Consider the following 18,523-nt stretch of genomic DNA (forward strand, 5'->3'; position numbering starts at 1 on the left):
CTGTCGCGCAGTGATGTCCCGAAGGGTCAGCACAAGTGCTGCGACAGCTTGTCCCAGTCAAAGCGCCGGGTCTGGCGATCGCTGAACAGAATCTCGACCCGCGCATCCTCCCATTTGATGACTCGCCCGTAACCCAGTTTCTGGTGTTGTATCCCGTCTCCCACCAAAGGTTTTTTTAATACCGCGCGCGGTGCATTGATATCCGGGTTGTAATCGCATGCAGCCAGGTAGCGCAGTGCCAGTCGCGTGACCGGTACCTGGGTGTCGATATTTCCCGGCCGCTCACTCAGAGAGTTTCCCAGTATATTGCTGAGTGGCAGGTGCATTTCATCCAGAAACAGCGACGGCTTTTGCTCCGCTTCCGCGAGACTGTCAGAGGCTTTCTTGTCCGCAGCGGTCGGCAGCGGTGGTGTGAGCAGAAACAGCTGCTTACGCGCGCGGGTCATGGCGACATACATCAAGCGGCGCTCGCTTTCCGTGGAGGCGGGAGTGGAGAAATCCCGCTGAGGCTGGTACGGCATATTGTGGGTGGTAAGCCCGGGAATGATGACCTGATCCCACTCCAGTCCCTTGGCCTGGTGCATGGTGGTAATTTGGATACGCCCGCGTGTTTCCTTCGTTCTTTCAGTGTTGCCGGAATGCCCGCTATCGTCTGACGCATCCTGGGTGTTGTCGTTCTGGTGTTGTTCCTGCAGCTGTTGCAGGTGGGCCAAGGCTTCCTGCGGTGGCAGGCGCAACTGATCGAGGTACTGGGTGAAGGCCAGAATGGTCTGCTGTTTTTCTTCTGCCTGCTGCCGGTTAAATGCGTCTTCGGCAATACCGCTCAGGAAGTCCAGCTCGCCCAGCTGCCGGCGCACCAGCTCCCCGGCTGTGCCGCGCCACTGTTCTACCTGTATCAGCAGTTCCGCCCGTTGCCGCAATCGCTTGCTCTGGGGTTGGCTCAGGGACTCCGGAATCCGTGTCAGCAGTGTTTTACCCCAGCCCTTTTCCTGCCGGGCAAGTCCTTCACAGAGTGGTTCCAGCACTGTGCGTGCGATACGCACATGGGGAGCCGTAAGCCATTCGTACAGGCCCTTTGCGCGGCGCGCAACCGGCAGGTCGCGAAACCGGCCTGCGGCGATATTCAGGCTCCAGAACAGTGGGCGCAATTCCCGGCGTGAGAGAACCGTGTTGCGACTGCCGGAGCGGTAGGGAATATTGTTGGCCAGCAGTGCCAGTTCCAGTGGTGCGGCGAGGGACCAGAGCCTGACCAGTACGGCGATATTGCCCAGGTCGATGCTTTCCCTGTGGCAGCGGCGGATGTGTTCCACCAGCCATTTCCCCTCATTGGCCGTGCTGACCTGCTGGATTGATGTCGCCGCTTCGGGGTTGCCAGAGACGCAGAAAATATCCGCGCGCTCGCGGTTGTTCTGGATAAAGTGGTTGGCGGCGAGCGACAGCGTGTGCCCGTAGCGGAAGGTGCGGCTCAGGCGGTACACATTGGACGGTGGGAAATCCCCGTCGAACAGGCGCAGCAGAAACTCCGGCCGCGAACCGCGCCACTCGTAAATGGTCTGGTCCGGGTCGCCAATGGCAATCACATTGCCGGATTTGCCGTACAGTACCCGCAGCAGGAAGTGCTGAACCTCATTGATGTCCTGGTATTCGTCGACCAGCAGTTCCTGGTAAAAACTGCCGTAGGCTTCGGCCATTTCCGGGTTGAGTTTGAGTTGCATGGCCGGGTCGTAGAGCAGGTCGGCGTAGGTGACGGCCTGCTGCTCGCGGCGCCAGTCCTCAAACTGACGAAACACCTTGAGAAAGTACCGGTATTCGTCGCCGAGCTTGAGTCGGTCAAAAGCGCTGAGATCGCCGTCCAGAGTGGTTTTGGTGAAATCGATAAAAAATTCCGCCGCTTCAGTCTCAGACTGTTTACGCGCACGGATATCTTCCAGCTCCGCCGGTGGCGCGCAGGCTTCGATGGCTTTCCATATCTGCAGTTGCACCAGGGACTGGGGCAGGGGGGACAGGTTTGCCTGGGGAAGCTGGCCCCGGGCCATCATGCGCTGGTACAGGCGGTAACCGAGGCTGTGAAAGGTGTTTACCGCGGGGCCGTTTGGTCCACAGAGTGCCTGCAGGCGGCGACTGAAATCTTCACGGGCGTTGCGGTTGTACATCACCACCAGAATCCGCCGCGGGTCCGCGCCCGCGTTCAGCCGGTTCTGGATATAGTGCAGTAGTGCCGTGGTTTTGCCGGAACCGGCCACGGCAATTATTTTTGCGTGACCGCCCGGGTGGTTGGCAATGGCCTGTTGCTCTTCCGTGAGCTGTGCTGGGTCGCCTGACATGAATTCGTGTACCGCCAAAAAAGAGTACTGGATATATTGCCAGTATAGGGGTGGCGGGTACAAGTTTTTATGCCGGGTCCTCTGGTATCGGCTCGCCCTCGTCACCGTGTCGCAGGGCCAGTTCCGCAATATACGAGGAGAGGAAAATACGGCCGGTCAGTTTTTCCAACAGTTTGGACCGGCTCAACCGGTCGAGCACCGGCCCTTTTACCTCGGAAAGGTGCAGGCGGATGTTACGGTTTCTCAGATCCTTGTTGATCTGGTGCAGGCGCTCCAGTGCTGTGCCGTCGATACGGCTGACCGATGACAGAATCAGCACCAGCTCGCGGGTTGCCGGATGACGTTTCAGTTCGCTCAACAGGCGGTCTTCCACGGCGCTGATATTACTGAAAAACAGACTCTCATCGATGCGCAGAAACAGAATGTCTTTCTGGGTTTCCACATCGTGGCGCAGCACATTGCGGAAATGTTCGGTGCCGGGTACGCGGCCTACCACCGCAATATGTGGGCGGCTGCTTCGCCAGATCAGGGTGGCAAACGAGAGGCCGATGCCCAGGGCGATGCCCACTTCCACCCCGAATAACAGTACCCCGATAAAGGTACACAGCATGGCGATGCCATCGGTGCGGTCGTAGCGCCAGTTATGGATAAAGCCGCGAAAGTCGAACAGGCTGGCCGCCGCCACGATAATGATTGCCGCAAGCACCGTGAGCGGCAGTTCACTGAACAGTCCGGTCAGGTACAGCAGCACCGGGATCATGACCAGTGCAGCCAGTACACCTGCCAGGGGTGAGATGGCCCCGGCCTCGGCATTGACCGCGGTGCGCGAAAAACTGCCTGCTACCGGCAGGCCACCAGACAGTCCACTGGTGATATTGGCAGCGCCGAGGCCGAGTAATTCCCCATCCGCATTGAGGCGCTCCCCCCGCCGCGCGGCCAGTGCCTGGGCGATGGAGAGGCTTTCCACGAAGGTGAGCAGGGCAATGATCAGAGCCGGTAGCAGCAGCTGAAAGACCAGGCGCCCGTTCCAGTCGGGGACCACAATCTGCGGCAGCCCCGCGGGGATGTCGCCGACGATCTCCAGTTCTTCGCCGAGTTTCAGCCAGTGCACAAGGCCGATGGCGCAGAGCACCAACAGCATCGGCATCAGTCGCGCGCCCAGTCGCGCCAGTTGCTTTGGTGCGCCGAGCCGATACAGCAGCATGGGTAACCAGATGCGGCTGGCGATGAGGATTGCGGCGGTGGCAACACCAAACACCATGGTGGGCAGGTGGGCATCCGGCAGGTGCTCCACTACATGCAGTAACTTGACCGACGCGGTTTCGCCGTCTGCCTTGACCCCAAGGAGTGCGGGAAGCTGGCCCACGATAATCAGTGCCGCGGCTCCGGACACGAAACCGTTGATCACCGGGTGGCTCAGCAGGTTGGACAGCGCGCCCAGTTTGAACAGCCCCATGGCAAACAGGAATACACCACTGAGCAGGGTGAGCACGATGGCGGCGCCGATATACTCGGGGCTGCCGATGGCGGCAATAGGAGTGAGTGCGGAAACCGTCATCAGCGACAGGACAGCGGCGGGGCCCACCGACATGGCGCTGCTGCTGCCGAAGACGGCGTAAGCAATCAGTGGGACCAGGCTGGCATAGAGTCCCACGTGTGGTGGCAACCCCGCCAACAGCGCATAGGCGAGCCCCTGAGGTACCAGCAACATGCCGGACACCAGTGCCGCGGTAAGGTCAGAAAGGAGCCACTGGCGGCGGTAATTTCGCAGCCAGAAGGGTATCAGTCGGTTTGCCCGCATCTGTTTTGCAGTCTTGCTCCGAAGGGCGCATGAATTCCATCAGCATAGCCCCTGCCATCTGGAAGAGGCCAGTGCCATTTACGCTCAGTGGGTGCGCTGCTCCAGAATACGAAAGACGAACATCCCGGCCAGCATGGCGAGCACAAATACCGCCGCACCCGGCTGCAGAGCGCCGGTAGCGACAATGCCTGGCCCCGGGCAGAAACCGGCAAGTCCCCAGCCAATTCCGAAAACCAGGCTGCCGAGAACCAGGCGTCTGTCGAGGGAGCGTTTGGCGGGCAGATGTATTTCCCCTCCGAGCAGTGCGCGCTCGCGCTTTCTGGCCAGTGTAAACGCGGGCAGGCCGACCGCAATGGCGCCCCCCATTACCAGCGCCAGGGAAGGGTCCCAGGCACCGAACAGGTCGAGAAACCCGAGCACCTTTTCCGGGTTGGCCATACCTGAAAGCAACAGGCCGACACTGAAGATCAGCCCGGAAGCAAATGCGGAAACCGTTACTTTATTCATGGCGTCAGGCTCCCAGTAGGTGGCGCGCGATAAAAACGGTGGCGAAGCCGCCGCACATAAACGTCAAGGTGGCAGCCAGCGACCTGGGCGACAGTCGCGACAATCCGCAAACACCGTGGCCGCTGGTACATCCGGCTGCATAGCGGGTACCGAGCCCCACCAGCAGGCCGGCCGCAACCAGCACCGGGTAGCTGGCATTGATTTCAATGGGGGGCAGCACATGAAACAGTGCCCAGACCCCGGGGCCCGCGAGAAGGCCGAGGATAAAGGCGAGCTGCCAGCCGTGATTGCTTCGTTCTTCAGGCCCGCGCTCGCGGTTTATCAGTCCGCCAAGAATCCCGGAAATTCCTGCGATACGGCCGTTTGCGAGGATCAACCAGGCGCTGGCCAGCCCGATCAGCACCCCGCCGGCGAGAGCGGATATGGGGGTAAATGCATTCCAGTCGATGTTCATGGTGGTGAGTTACTCCGCGCAGTACAGTTGATACAAAGTTTGTAACAGGGTCAGTACCTTCGGGTCAGCCACCCGGTAGTACACCCGCTTGCCTTGCCTGCGTGTGGCGACCAGACCCTCCCGACGCAATACGCCCAGCTGCTGTGACAGGCTCGGCTGGCGGATATCCAGTCGCTCCTCCAGTTCTCCAACGCTCAGTTCCTCTTCACACAGCTGGCAGAGCAAGAGCAGGCGATCCGGATTGCCCAGCGAGCGCAGGAGTTGCGAGGCTTCCCCTGCGGCGGCACGCATTCTGTCGAGCTGTAGGTCACTTGGGTCCGGCATTCTAGGTGTTCCACTTGGTGATTCGGGCTGGGGTGAGGCTAAGTGCGCACCGTTTGCGCTGCCCGGCAGCCACGGCAAACTGTTACGGAAAAAATAATATATTGAAAAGTATATTGTTGGAATATATATTTCTCATGGTTATTGATATATTCCTAAATCATCTATGAGGCGCTGACATGGTTACCGCAGATCTCCGTCCACTCGTGCAACCGTTTCTCGATGATGACACCGAGACCTGGAGCTATGTGGTCTATGACCGAGCCGGTGGCAGTGCCGCGGTCATTGATGCAGTTCTTGACTTTGACCAGGCATCCGGGCGTACCAGCACCGACGGCGCCCAGAGAATGGTTGAGTTCGTGCGCGATAAGAATCTGACCGTGGAATGGGTACTGGAGACCCATGCCCACGCCGATCACCTGTCTGCGGCGCCGTTCATTCGCGAGCAGCTGGGAGGCAAGATCGCCATCGGCGACCATATTCGCCAGGTGCAGGGTATCTTTCGCGATATTTTCAACCTGGAAAAAGAGTTTCTGGTCGATGGCTCCCAGTTCGATCACCTGTTCCATGACGGCGATATTTTCAAAATCGGTGATCTGGAAGCCCGGGTCATCTATGTTCCCGGTCACACGCCGGCGGATATGGCCTGGCTGATAGGCGACGCGCTGTTTGTGGGCGACACCCTGTTCCTGCCGGACGTGGGCAGTGCGCGCTGTGACTTCCCCGGCGGTGATGCCCGCGCCCTGTATCGGTCTGTGCGGAAGCTGCTGTCGTTACCGGAAGAGACCCGCATGTTCATGTGCCACGACTATCCGCCCAACGGTTCCCGTGAGCACCAATGCGAGACCACGGTAGGTACCCAGAAGCGCAAAAATATTCATCTGCACGACGGTGTGCGTGAGGATGAATTTGTGAAGATGCGGCGCGAGCGCGACGCCACTCTGGGGATGCCTCGACTGATTTTGCCGTCCATCCAGGTCAATATTCGCGCGGGCCAGATGCCGCCGGCGGAAGACAATGGCACCGTGTATCTGAAAGTGCCGGTCAACAAACTTTAACCACCATTGAAAGGTGCAGTGACCTTTTGCTGTCGCCTTTCGAACGCCATTCGAGCGCTTTTCAAGTCAGTGGAGGAAACAACTATGGAGCGCAAAACACTGGATCCCCAGGTCAGTATTTCCGCAGAGCCTGCGCTCGAGGACTTCGCCGAGTTGAGCGCGCAGGGCGTGGAAGTGATTGTGTGCAACCGTCCGGAACACGAGGCCGAAGATAGCGTCGGTTTTAACGAACTGGAAAACGCCGCAACGGCTGCGGGCATGACATTTGTAGCCATCCCGTTCTCCCGCGGACAGATGCAGCCAGCCGACAGCGAAGAATTCGCCAGGCTGTTGAGCAGTGGCAAGAAGGTACACGCCTTCTGCCGCACAGGTAACCGCTCCTGCAACTTGTGGGCAGCGGCGCGCTGCCTGAATGGTGCCGACAGGAAAGCACTACATCAGGCTGCCACTAATGCCGGGTTTGATATCACTGGTGTGCTGGTGACCTACTGATCCGGGTCAGCACTTTGTCTGAGGAATTCGTCGGGTGAAAGGGGTATTCGGTCGTGGCGTGGGGCGGTTTCTGAGCCAGTTTATACCTGCTGCGCAGTGGTTGCCCGAGTATTCACGGGGGGCGTTACAAAGGGACCTCTCGGCTGCATTGATCGTCACCGTCATGTTGATTCCGCAATCCCTTGCCTATGCGCTGCTGGCGGGTTTGCCGGCGGAAGTGGGGCTCTACGCGAGTATCGCGCCACTGGTTGCCTATGCGTTGTTTGGTAGCAGCCGCACCCTGTCGGTAGGGCCCGTTGCCGTCGCTTCGCTGATGAGTGCGGCGGCCCTCGGTCAGGTAGCGGCCCAGAACACTTCTGACTATCTGCTGGCGGCAATGGTCTTGGCATTATTGTCCGGTTTGTTTCTGTTTTTTCTTGGGGTATTGCGCCTCGGGTTCCTCGCCAATTTTCTGTCCCACCCGGTGATCTCCGGGTTTATTACCGCATCGGGAATTCTGATCGCCTTCAGTCAGTTAAAACATCTGCTGGGTGTCCCTGCGCAGGGTGACAATTTGCCCGAGCTGATGATGTCGATGTATTCCGGTCTGGGAAGCGTCAATGTGTACTCACTCGTTTTGGGCGCGTCGGTTGTAGGTTTCCTGATCTGGTCGCGCGGTGCTGCGGTGCGATTTCTGCAGCAGCTGTCAGTGTCGAAAAATACCGCCGTATTGCTGGTGAAGGCGGCGCCGGTCGTTGGTGTGGTGGCCACCATTCTTCTGGCCAGTGGTTTCGATCTGGAGGGAAAGGGGGTTGATCTTGTCGGAGAAATTCCCCGTGGCCTTCCACAGTTTGTGTGGCCGATTTTATCCCTGGAGCTGGTACAACAACTCTTTCTACCGGCGGTGATGATTTCCATTATTGGCTATGTGGAATCGGTATCCGTCGGCAAAACCCTCGGTGCCAAGCGCCGCCAGAAGATTGATATGAACCAGGAGCTGATCGGGCTGGGTGCGGCAAATATGGCTGCGGGATTTTCCGGAGGCTTTCCGGTTACTGGCGGTTTCTCGCGCTCGGTGGTCAATTTTGATGCGGGTGCAAAAACTCAGATGGCTAGCGTGTTTACCGCCTTCGGTATCGCCCTGGCGGCCATGTTTCTTACACCGTTTCTCTTTTATCTGCCCAAGGCGACTCTGGCGGCGACCATTATCGTTGCGGTGCTGTCTCTGGTGGACTTCTCCATTCTGAAAAAAACCTGGCAGTACTCACCCAGCGATTTTCTCGCAGTGCTGGTCACCATCGTGGTTACGCTCCTGTTCGGCGTGGAGGTGGGGGTGTCCTGTGGGGTGCTGGCATCGGTTGTACTGTTCCTGTACCGGACATCCAAACCGCATATCGCGGAAGTGGGGCTGGTGGAAGGCACAGAACATTTCCGCAATATCCAGCGTCACCCGGTGCGGACCCTGCCGCAGATATTGAGTATCCGGGTGGACGAAAGCCTGATGTTTGCCAACGCGGCATTTCTGGAGGAGCGAGTGTATGGCGATATTGCCGCGACACCGGAGGTCCGGCATGTGATTCTGATGTGCAGCGCGATCAATGAAATCGACTGGAGTGCGCTGGAAACCCTCGAATCCATCAATGCGCAACTGAAGGCTTCGGGAATTTGCTTTCACCTGTCCGAGGTCAAGGGGCCGGTGATGGATGCCCTGTCGAAAAGCGGCTTTTTAGACGCGTTGTCGGGCAAGATTTTTTTCACCCAGTACCAGGCATTTACCACGCTGCGTGACCACTTCGATGGTTGCCCACAGTAACGGGCTGCTCGCTATGGGGAAAACAGGTAGGGAAACAGCCGCTCTTTCTCCTTATCCGTGAGCGACTCCACCCGCAGGATATTGTTGTGGGGAATGGATTCCGGGTCCGGATAATTTTTTAGCCCGCGCTCCAGGCTCGCTTCGCGCAGAATATGCAAAATAGGGTAGGGGGCGCGATTGGTGAGGTTTTCCGCATCGTCCGGTTGCGTATCTGCAAACTGGTAGTGGGGGTGGAAGCTGGCGATCTGATACACACCCTCGTAGCCCTGCCGCTTCAACAGCCACTCGGCATCGTCGAGGAAAAAGTTGTAATCGTGAAAGTCCTGCAGCTGGGTGGGCAGGATCAGCAGGGTGGTTTCCACCTCTTCTTCCGTGCAGCGGTCCAGTACCTGAAATTCCTGCAGTAACTCCTCCAGCAAAATTTCCGTGCACTTTTCCCCGGCTGCGTCGCTCACCACGTAACGAATCTGCCCGGCGCGCAGCGGCTTGCGGGCAAAGGGGCACAGGTTCAGCCCCACCACGACCTCATTCAGCCACTGCTCGACCTGGGCGATAACCGGATCGCTGTCTGTCATCTCACTGAGCGTCCGCTTACCACATCAGGTCATCGGGGATTTCATAGCCCGCATAGGGATCGTCTTCGTCCGGCGCTGCGCTGCTGTTTTCCGGTGGCTGCACCACCATGGCGGGATTGCGCTCGGCAATCTTTTCGGCCACCACCTTGGGCACCAGCTCGAACTGTTCGCCCTCACCGACGATCAGTAGCCGGCCTGCGATCAGGTGGTCCTGCACCGCGGCGGAGACATAGATTTTTTTTACCTTCTTGTCGAAGGTGAAGTGGTAGGCAATATCGTCTTTACCGTTGGCGCCCTTGGGCTGCTTGTTGCGCTCGATCAGCTGTTTGACCTGAGCCTGAATGGCCTTTTCCTGGGCGGCCGCCTCACGCTGGGCATTCAGTTCCCGGTCTTTGGCCACTTTGGCTGCACGGGCCTGTTCCGCTGCCAGTTTGGCCTCGTCCACCTGAACCTCGCCAGATTTCTTGGCCACTTTGTTCTGTTTGCGCTTTTCTTTGCTGATTTGCTTGGCTTTCTTGCCGTCTACCAGACCTGCCTTGAGCAGTTGATCCTGGAGTGATGCCATGGGGGTCTACCTGATGGGAACGTTCAGGCGGGAATTCTAGCGGATTTTGGTGGGGATGCGCAGCGTCAAGGAACTGCGTTGCTTGCGGTTAATTTCTGAAATGTCGATGAGAAGGGGCCGCTGCCGGTAAAGCCTCGCGAGACCTTCTGCGAGAGGGACCTCGCAGAAGAGCCCCCATGGATGGGTCTACGGCGTGTCTCGCGAGGCTTTACCGGCAGTGGCGTCGCCTCGAAACTGGTTCGAGGCGACGATCCGTTATTTCTGCTCGAAGACCAGACTGGTAGTCACCGGCACCATCGGGCTGATGCTATCCAGGCCAGCCACTTCGCGCAGCTTCTCGATACCTTCGAGCAGCTTGTAATCACCGGCATTGAGCAGAATGGGCGCCTTGGTGGTGACCAGCAGGCTGCCGCCTTCCAGGCCGGTAACATGAAGCTTGGCCTTGTGGGTTTTGGACTCGCCGTGGATCGCGACAGTAACATCCGCGTCCACCGACATGGTCTGACCGGGCTTCAGGGCCTTCAGTTTCGCGGCATCCACACTGGTGGAAACTGTCGCCTCGGCGAATTTCGCCGTCTCGAACAGCATCTTCTGCATCCGCTCATTGCGGATCGGGATATTGGTTTCCACACTGGCCAGGTCGATGGTGACCTTGGCATCGCCGCTATCGGAAATGCTGCCACTCAGGCTCTTGAAAAAGTGGGTCTCAGCAATGGTGGACTTCTTCACGGAAACAAAGTTTACGCTGGAGTCGTCACCGGCCAGCTGCCAGTCAGCGAACGCGGATACAGGCAGGGCAAGTAGGGATGCCAGGGCAATGGACTTTAAAGTCATGGTGATTCTCCTGTTTCAGACTCGGTAGTGAGACCGGGATTTGATCCATATGCAGACTGTGTCGACCAGAATCGACCAATCGGTTTCAGGTGAGAAACATTATCAGTCACTGTGGTTACTGGCCAGTGAAAGTCTGCGAATGGTAGTAAAAAATGGGAAGAAAAAAAGCCGGCTGATGCCGGCTGAAGGTTGAGGATGGTTCCCAGTATGGGTGGGAGGGGTGCCCATCGGGGAGAGGCGGGGTACCGCTGGGAGGCCAGTACCCCGGGTTGAAACGGGAAAGTCAAAACTACCTTCGGTGATCAGCTTGCCAGTGACAGAGATTCCGCCTGTTCCCCCGCACTGTCATCGGTGACGGATGTCCGGATCAGGTGGTCAAAGGCACCCAGGGCGGCGGTGGCGCCCGCGCCCATGGAGATCACAATCTGCTTGTAGGGCACCGTGGTGGCATCGCCCGCGGCAAATACGCCAGGAATGGAAGTGGCACCGCGGCTGTCGATCTCGATCTCACCGACTCGGTTCATTTCCAGCCCGCTGTCCTTCAGGAACTCGGTGTTCGGTACCAGGCCGATCTGCACGAATACGCCCGCCAGTTCCAGCTTCCTGCTCTCGCCACTGACGCGATCGGTGTACTGCAGGCCATTGACCTTGCTGCCATCGCCGAGCACTTCGGTGGTCTGGGCATTGGTGATGATGTCCACGTTGGGCATGGAGCGCGCCTTGCGCACCAGCACCTCGTCCGCTCGCAGGGTATCGGCGAATTCCAGCACGGTGACGTGTTTGACGATACCCGCGAGATCGATGGCCGCCTCGATACCGGAATTGCCACCGCCGATCACCGCCACGTGCTTGCCCTTGAAGAAGGGACCGTCACAGTGTGGGCAGTAAGCCACGCCGCGGGTTTTATATTCCGCTTCCCCGGGGACCCCCAGTTCGCGCCAGCGGGCACCAGTGGCAAGCACAACGGATTTGCTCGCCAGCGTGGCGCCGCTCTCCATTTGCAGCTCGATCAGCTTGTCGCGCTTGAGCTCGGCAGCACGTTGCCCGGTGATGATGTCCACACCGTACTCTTTTACGTGTTGCTCGAGGCTGGCGGCCAGCTTCGGACCTTCGGTGTAGGGCACGGAAATAAAGTTTTCGATACCCACGGTATCCATCACCTGGCCGCCGAAACGCTCGGCCACGAGGCCAGTGCGGATGCCTTTGCGGGCCGCGTAAATCGCTGCCGCGGCACCGGCCGGGCCACCGCCCAGTACCAGCACGTCGTAGGGCGCGCGCTCGTTCAGCTCTTCCGCCTTGCGCGCTTCGGCACCGGTATCAATTTTGGCCACGATTTCTTCGAGCCCCATGCGGCCCTGGCCGAAGTGCTCGCCGTTCAGGTAGACCGCGGGTACCGCCATGATCTGGCGCTCGTCCACTTCTTCCTGGAACAGGGCACCGTCGATCATCTCGTGGGTGATGTTCGGGTTCAGGTTTGCCATCAGGTTCAGCGCCTGGACCACGTCCGGGCAATTCTGGCAAGACAGTGAGATATAGGTTTCGAAGTGGAATTCACCCCGGATATTGCGGATCTGCTCCAGCAGTTCCGGATCCGCTTTGGACGGGTGGCCGCCGGCTTGCAGCAGGGCGAGCACCAGGGAGGTGAATTCGTGTCCCATGGGGATGCCGGCGAAACTGACGCGCGGGGTTTCTCCGGCGGGCGCGATGGCCATGCTCGGGGTGCGCTTGCGGCTCTCCTGCTTCAATTCAATCTTGCTGGAGAGGCCGGCGATTTCACTGGCGAGGGTGTTCAGTTCAACAGCCTTGGGGCTGCTGTCGGCGGACACACTGATCTGGATCGGAGTGACGATATTCTGCAGATAGGTGTCCAATTGTTTCTTTACGTTTGCGTCCAACATCGGTGTGTCCTGAAATTCTTTAGTGGTTCTTTATTAAGTCCAGTAGCGGCACTGCTGCCGGGTACAACCTTGTGAGACACGCCGTGAACCCATCCATGGGGGCTCTTCTGCGAGGTCCCTCTCGCAGAAGGTCTCACAAGGTTGTACCCGGCATCAGCACCTTCCCGGCAACTCTGTACTTCGAATTTGCCGGGAAGATGGAGGGCCTTAAATTTTGCCTACCAGATCCAGAGAAGGCGCGAGGGTTTCTTCACCTTCTTTCCACTTGGCCGGGCAAACTTCACCCGGGTGGGCGGCAACGTACTGGGCGGCTTTGATCTTGCGCAGCAGGTCCTGGGCGTCGCGGCCGATACCGCCGGCGTTGATCTCAACGATCTGGATCTTGCCTTCCGGGTCGATCACGAAAGTGCCGCGATCCGCGATGCCTTCTTCCTCGATCATCACACCGAAGTTGCGGGTGATGGTGCCGGTGGGGTCGCCGATCATCGGGAATTGGATCTTGCCGATGGTGTCGGAAGTGTCGTGCCACGCCTTGTGGGTGAAGTGGGTATCGGTGGAGACGGAGTAGATCTCAACGCCCAGCTTCTGGAATTCGGCGTAGTTGTCCGCCAGGTCGCCCAGCTCGGTGGGGCATACGAAGGTGAAGTCCGCCGGGTAGAAGAAGACCACAGACCACTTGCCTTTCAGGTCCGCGTCAGACACATCGAAGAAGTCACCAGACTGGTATGCCTTGGCGTTGAAGGGTTTGATTTCGCTGTTGATGTAGTTAGCCATGGTATTTCCTTATCTCCTGAGAGAATGTTTGCCCGTTGTTTCAGGTATCTATTTCGGGCGTGGGTTATCGGGTACGGGGGAAATACTATTGGCTTGCTGTTCTTGATAAAAATTATTGATTTTAATGGGTGTGATTGCTCTGCGCTATCTGAGTATTGGTTTTGATAGCTTTAGCGTCAAAAGAAGTAATAGGGGATCAACGCCAGGGCACTGCCGGTGAGTGCAAACGCCAGCAACTCCAGGGCACCGTCGCGGGCCACCAGTGCCAGCCCAAACGCGATCAGTGCAAGACCCGCCAGGGAGGCGGAGAAGGGGATGATTTCCATCAGTGGCAGCAGCAGGGCGATGACACTGCAGATACCGGCGGTAGCGAGGCTGCCGGCGCGGTACACCATGATCCCCAGGCGCGGGCGCAGCCAGCGGTCGAGGTGTGCAGCGGGCTTTTCGATCCAGCTCAGCCCGTGCATCAGCGGGGATTTTGGAATGGTGCGGCTGAGCAGCCACTGTGGCAGCCACAGGTGATGGCGCAGCATCAGCATCTGCGTACTGATCAGTAACAGCAGGATGCCCATTAGCGTGGGCATACCGGGAATTCCCGATAGTGGAGAAAAGAGAATCAGCCCGGCGAGCAGAATTACCGGCGCAAAGGAGCGTTCGCCCATGGCGTCGAGCACCTTGTCCAGGGTGATGTGGTCACTGGACTCGGCCATGGCTTCCAACTGCTGGATCAGCTGGCTGAGGTTCTGAATTCGCTCTGACATGATTCAAGGCTACACCTTGCCCGGTGCCTCTGCATGGCGCTGGTGCCACTCCAGCACAAAGGCGGTCAGCGACGGGAGCATGGTCAGGGTTACCAGGGTCGCGCCAATAATGCCCGCCATCACAATCACGCCCACTCCACGATAGAGCTCGGTACCGGCGCCGGGCAGGAACACCAGTGGCGCCAGACCAAAAATGGTGGTGAGTGTGGATATGGCGATCGGGCGCAGCCGGGAGTCCACCGCTTCCTGCACCGCTTCAACGGCGTTCATGCCATCTTCCTTCACGTTGGCGATGGCCCGGTGCACGATCAGGATAGGGTTATTGACCACCGTGCCCATCAGGATCAGAAAGCCGAGCATGGAGATCATGTCGAAGGGCTGGTGTACCCCTTCAAAACCCATGCCGCGCAGTATCGCGCCGACGAGATTGAGTAAGGCGAGCCCGGCAATGCCACCGGCAATACCCAGCGGGATTGTGGTCATGATCAGCAGCGGGTATCCCCAGTGGGAAAAGATCGCCACCATCAGCAGGTAGATAATGGCAAGCGCCACCGCATAGTTGCTGCCGAGGGAGGCACGGGTGGCGTCCAGCTGGTCTGCGGCGCCAGAAATATTCAGGGAAACACCCAGCGGAACCTGGCCATTGTCGCGCAGATATTGCACCAGCTCCGAGCGCACGGCTTCCACACCGGTTTCCAGCGCGACCGAACGCGGCGGAATGATATTCAGGCTGACGGTGCGGCGGCCGTCGATCCTGCGTACGGTGGCGGTGTCGACGGTCTCCTGGATCTCAGCGAGTTCTGATAGTGGCAATACTGTGCCACCAGGGGTGTACACGAAGATCTGTTCCAGTGTTTCTACGGTAGCTTCCGGTCCCTGCTGGTTGTACAGGTAGATATCCACCTTGTCGTCGTTCATGAAAAACTCGTTGACGAAGGCGCCGTCGGTCAGTGCGGCCACGGCAAAGCCGATGTCTTCCGCGCTCATGCCCACTTCTGCGGCACGGGCCCACCTGGGTTTCACTTCCAGCAGTGGCTGCGCCAGTGACAGGCTGGCGGGGCGGGTCTGAATATTGGGATTGTCAAAGATCTGTTGTGCGCGGCTGTAGGCCGTGCGGGCAACCTGATACAGGTCCGCGAGATTGGAACCGGAAATATCCAGGTTCACACTGCGGGTGCCGCCGTCGTTGCTGCTGATGATGGAGCCCCGGGTCGCGAAGGCGCGCATCCCCGGATACTGCTCGTACTGTTCGACGATCACGGCCATCAGTTCATCGATATGTCTCGGGTCTTTGGTCTCCGCAATAATGCGCAGGCTTTGCGGGGACACGCTGATGATAAAGAACTTCATCGGTGGCACTCTGGTGTCACCGCGATCAAATGCCTCCGGTGCCGGGTCCAGATAGGGCAGAAAGAATGCCTGCAGCTCCAGCGCAATTTCTTGCATGGTGGCGAGGTTGTAGCCCGGCGGCGCATTCATGCTGGCAAAGGTTTTTGCCTCCTCGCCCTCGGGGAGGTACTCCGCTGGTGGGGTGAGCAGCAGGACGATGGCGAGGCTCGCAGCGACAGTAACGCCGATACAGTAGAGGCGCCTGGAGGGCGCGGCGAGCAGCCAGTGAATCCGTTCAATTACGCTGCGCCTAAGCCGGCTGTTTTCCAGGTTGTTTGCCGTGGTGCCATCGAATTTCAGCCGCGCACTGGCGGTGGGGATGACGGTAATCGCCACCAGCATGGATACGAGAATGGAAGCGGAAATAGCGATGGCAATGTCGGAATACAGTTGCCCGGCTTCCTCCGCGATAAACACCACCGGCAGAAATACCATCACTGTAGTAAGCGTCGACGCCAGCACCGCCGGCCACACCTTGCGGACCCCGCTGATTGCTGCCTGAAGCCGGTCCAGTCCGCGGCGACGCTCGAGTTCGATGCTTTCCAGTACCACGATACTGTTGTCCAGGGTCATGCCGATGGAAAAGGCCACACCCGCCAGAGAGATGACATTGATGGTGCGACCGGCGATCAACAGGCCGATAAATGCGGCAATTGTACAGATGGGAATCCCGACCACGCCCAGCGCCGTGGCGCGGAAAGAGCGCAGGAAAGCGTACATGATGGCGGTGGCGAGTAGCGCGCCGATGGCGAGGTTTTTCCACACATTGAATACGGAAGATTCCACGTATCCCACGTCATCGGCAGTAAGGGACAGGTGCATGCCCTGCGGTTCGAGTAATTCCCGGTTAATCTGCGCGACTTCCCTGAGCATGGCGCGTTTGATATCGATCACATTGGAACCGCTCTCGCGGCGCACCGACAGGAAGATCACCGACTGACCGTTGACGAAGGAGCTGCTGCGGATCTTGAAGTGGTCCAGTCTGATCTCGGCGACATCCCCCAGGTACACGATACTGTCGCCATCCCGTCGCAGGATCAGTGCGCGCAGCTCCTCCAGATCTTTGAATCTCCCCAGAGTGCGCAACAGATAGCGGCGCTTGCCGCTTTCCACTTCGCCCCCGGAGATATCGCGGTTGCGTGCATTGATCACCGCGCGCACTTCGGAGAGGGTCAGATTGCGCTCTGCCAGCCGCTCCGGCTTCAGGCGGATCTGGATCTGTCGCTCGGCGCCACCGCCCACGTCCACCTGTGCCACGCCGGGAACCCCCGACATGCGCGGGCGCACATTGTCCTCCACGTAATCCCGCAACATATCCATGTCCAGCCCGCGCGGATTGCCGGGCAGGGGAGAGACGCGGAAGTACATAAACGCATTCGACGAAAAGGAGGTGGCGTAGACCCGCGGTTCGTCCACATTTTCCGGGTAGGAGGGTACCTGGGTGAGGGCGTTGTTGACGCGTATCTGGGTTTCCAGAATATCCACACCGAAAGGGAATTCGAGCTCGATCTCGGCGGAACCCAGGTCGGCGGTGGACTGCAATTCCTGGAGATAAGGGATGTTTCTTAGGTATTCCTCCTGCTCGATCAGGATTTCCTTTTCGATATCCTGCGGCGTGGCGCCGGGCCAGCTGGTGCGGATGGAGATGGTGCGCACCTCAAGGTCCGGAATCATCTGCACGGGAATACGGAAGGCGGCCACCAACCCGAGTATCGCGATGATCAGTACCGTCACCGTGACCAGAATGCCGTTTTTGATGACCTGCTCGAACATCAGCGGCTGCTCGCTCCAGTGTCGGTTTTCAGTGCCTGTTTGAGCACCACCTTCTGATTCGGCTGCAGACTCTCGTTACCGCGCACCACGACCTGTTGCCCTGCCGTGAGGCCGGTTTTGATTTCGATCATGCCGTTAAAGCTGAGTCCGGTGGTTACCGGCTGTTCATTTACCGAAGCGGTACCGCCCCAACGGCTACCGGGGGCAGCGAGCCACACGGTGATGCGCCCATCGGGGTAGCGCAGCACCGCATCTCGCGGTACCGCAATCCCCTGGCGATCACCGGTCAGTTGCAGTACCGCGGAGGCGGACATGCCGGGGATCACCGCGGGCGTTTCCCGTGTATCCCCTCCACGCTTTTCCTCAATGATGGCGCGCAACAGGAAGGTGCGGCCGCCACTCCGGCTCACCGGAATACGGTGCTCCACTCTCGCGGTTAAGGTCTCGCCACTGTCGAGGGTGACGCGCAAACCTGTGTCGGGCTGGATGCGGGAAAAGTAGCGCTGGGGCACCTGGAAGTCTGCACGTAGGGTATCGGTATCCACCAGTTCGAACAGCGCGGTGCCCGGCTCCACCCATTCGCCCACATCCACCTCGCGCAGGCTGACCGTTCCCGAAAAGGGTGCTGCAACCCGATGCCTGCGGAGCAGGGCGCTCAGACGTTCGGTTTCTACCTGAGCCGCCTGCAATTGCGCGCTGCGCTCGCGCACCTCCGAGCCGAGGCTTTCCACTTCGGTTTCTGCCACATGATTGTCGCCCACCAGCCGCTGCAGCTCCGCCAGACGCCGGCGGCTGTCCGCCAGTGTCTCCCGCACCCGTGCCACTTCTGCCAGGGCGGCATCACGCTGGATACTGCTGAGCTCCGGATCGAGCGTGAGCAGGAGCGCCCCTTTTTTTACCCGGTCACCGATATCCGCGTGGATGTCCTGAATCATGCCCGCGACTTCCGCCGACAGCAGGGCCTGGCGCAACGGGTTGATGGTGCCAGTGACAGGAACTTCCTCAATCAGAGGCTGCGCGCGTGCGACCACCGCCTCTACAGTAATCGGCGATTCACCGGTTGCCTTGTCGCTGCTGTTCTCTGCCGGTTGTGAATACACCGAAAACAGCGCGAGCAGCAGGGTAATTGGCAGAAATCGGGTTAACCGCATGGAAGATCAATCATTAAACGTATCTGGCTAGTGTAGTAATCCTGCTCGGGGGAA

The 18,523-nt window shown here is 59.0% G+C and carries 16 protein-coding genes; 3 read left to right on the top strand and 13 right to left on the bottom strand.

Features of this window, described 5'->3' with window-relative positions; all coding sequences use genetic code 11:
• Positions 1-26: 26 nt before the first annotated feature.
• The 5 genes from ACXAG1_RS00880 to ACXAG1_RS00900 form a co-directional block, all read right to left on the bottom strand.
• The gene (locus ACXAG1_RS00880) at positions 27-2,324 is read right to left on the bottom strand and encodes an ATP-dependent helicase (protein ID WP_475118639.1); all 2,298 of its coding nucleotides are present in this window, start codon (positions 2,322-2,324) and stop codon (positions 27-29) included.
• Positions 2,325-2,391: 67 nt separating this feature from the next.
• Positions 2,392-4,125, bottom strand: coding sequence for a SulP family inorganic anion transporter (locus tag ACXAG1_RS00885; protein ID WP_475118640.1), 1,734 nt, complete (start codon positions 4,123-4,125; stop codon positions 2,392-2,394).
• 84 nt (positions 4,126-4,209) lie between these two features.
• Positions 4,210-4,632 carry a DUF6691 family protein gene (locus ACXAG1_RS00890; protein ID WP_475093278.1) on the bottom strand — a complete coding sequence of 141 codons (423 nt, stop codon included), beginning with the start codon at positions 4,630-4,632 and terminating at the stop codon, positions 4,210-4,212.
• Positions 4,633-4,636: 4 nt separating this feature from the next.
• Complete coding sequence (locus tag ACXAG1_RS00895; protein ID WP_475118641.1) at positions 4,637-5,086, bottom strand: YeeE/YedE family protein; 450 nt, start codon at positions 5,084-5,086, stop codon at positions 4,637-4,639.
• A gap of 9 nt (positions 5,087-5,095) precedes the next feature.
• Positions 5,096-5,410 (bottom strand): ArsR/SmtB family transcription factor, encoded by a 315-nt coding sequence (locus tag ACXAG1_RS00900; RefSeq protein ID WP_475118642.1) that lies wholly within the window; start codon positions 5,408-5,410, stop codon positions 5,096-5,098.
• 176 nt (positions 5,411-5,586) lie between these two features.
• On the opposite strand from ACXAG1_RS00900, the gene ACXAG1_RS00905 reads away from it, so the two are divergent.
• From ACXAG1_RS00905 to ACXAG1_RS00915, 3 genes are all read left to right on the top strand, one after another.
• Positions 5,587-6,465, top strand: coding sequence for an MBL fold metallo-hydrolase (locus tag ACXAG1_RS00905; protein WP_475118643.1), 879 nt, complete (start codon positions 5,587-5,589; stop codon positions 6,463-6,465).
• Positions 6,466-6,549: 84 nt separating this feature from the next.
• Positions 6,550-6,957, top strand: a complete 408-nt coding sequence (locus ACXAG1_RS00910) for a protein tyrosine phosphatase family protein (protein WP_475118644.1) — start codon at positions 6,550-6,552, stop codon at positions 6,955-6,957.
• Between the two features lie 34 nt (positions 6,958-6,991).
• Complete coding sequence (locus ACXAG1_RS00915) at positions 6,992-8,749, top strand: SulP family inorganic anion transporter (RefSeq protein ID WP_475118645.1); 1,758 nt, start codon at positions 6,992-6,994, stop codon at positions 8,747-8,749.
• A gap of 11 nt (positions 8,750-8,760) precedes the next feature.
• On the opposite strand, the gene ACXAG1_RS00920 is transcribed toward ACXAG1_RS00915, so the two are convergent.
• The 8 genes from ACXAG1_RS00920 to ACXAG1_RS00955 all read right to left on the bottom strand — a co-directional run bounded on the left by ACXAG1_RS00920 (position 8,761) and on the right by ACXAG1_RS00955 (position 18,469).
• A complete protein-coding gene (locus tag ACXAG1_RS00920) occupies positions 8,761-9,324 on the bottom strand; it encodes a DUF1415 domain-containing protein (protein ID WP_406827586.1) in 564 nt (187 codons plus the stop codon).
• 16 nt (positions 9,325-9,340) lie between these two features.
• Positions 9,341-9,889, bottom strand: coding sequence for a DUF2058 domain-containing protein (locus ACXAG1_RS00925; protein ID WP_475118646.1), 549 nt, complete (start codon positions 9,887-9,889; stop codon positions 9,341-9,343).
• Positions 9,890-10,144: 255 nt separating this feature from the next.
• On the bottom strand, positions 10,145-10,723 hold the full coding sequence (locus ACXAG1_RS00930; protein ID WP_475118647.1) for a YceI family protein: 579 nt from the start codon (positions 10,721-10,723) through the stop codon (positions 10,145-10,147).
• Between the two features lie 302 nt (positions 10,724-11,025).
• A complete protein-coding gene (gene ahpF / locus ACXAG1_RS00935) occupies positions 11,026-12,621 on the bottom strand; it encodes an alkyl hydroperoxide reductase subunit F (RefSeq protein WP_475118648.1) in 1,596 nt (531 codons plus the stop codon).
• A gap of 207 nt (positions 12,622-12,828) precedes the next feature.
• Positions 12,829-13,395 (bottom strand): alkyl hydroperoxide reductase subunit C, encoded by a 567-nt coding sequence (gene ahpC / locus ACXAG1_RS00940; protein ID WP_078083780.1) that lies wholly within the window; start codon positions 13,393-13,395, stop codon positions 12,829-12,831.
• Positions 13,396-13,571: 176 nt separating this feature from the next.
• A complete protein-coding gene (locus ACXAG1_RS00945) occupies positions 13,572-14,156 on the bottom strand; it encodes an exopolysaccharide biosynthesis protein (protein ID WP_475118649.1) in 585 nt (194 codons plus the stop codon).
• Between the two features lie 9 nt (positions 14,157-14,165).
• On the bottom strand, positions 14,166-17,318 hold the full coding sequence (locus ACXAG1_RS00950) for an efflux RND transporter permease subunit (protein ID WP_475118650.1): 3,153 nt from the start codon (positions 17,316-17,318) through the stop codon (positions 14,166-14,168).
• Positions 17,318-18,469, bottom strand: coding sequence for an efflux RND transporter periplasmic adaptor subunit (locus ACXAG1_RS00955; RefSeq protein WP_475118651.1), 1,152 nt, complete (start codon positions 18,467-18,469; stop codon positions 17,318-17,320). Before ACXAG1_RS00955 ends, ACXAG1_RS00950 begins: the two co-directional genes overlap by 1 nt.
• Between the last annotated feature and the right edge of the window lie 54 nt (positions 18,470-18,523).

Source organism: Microbulbifer sp. ABE4_465 (assembly GCF_056160765.1).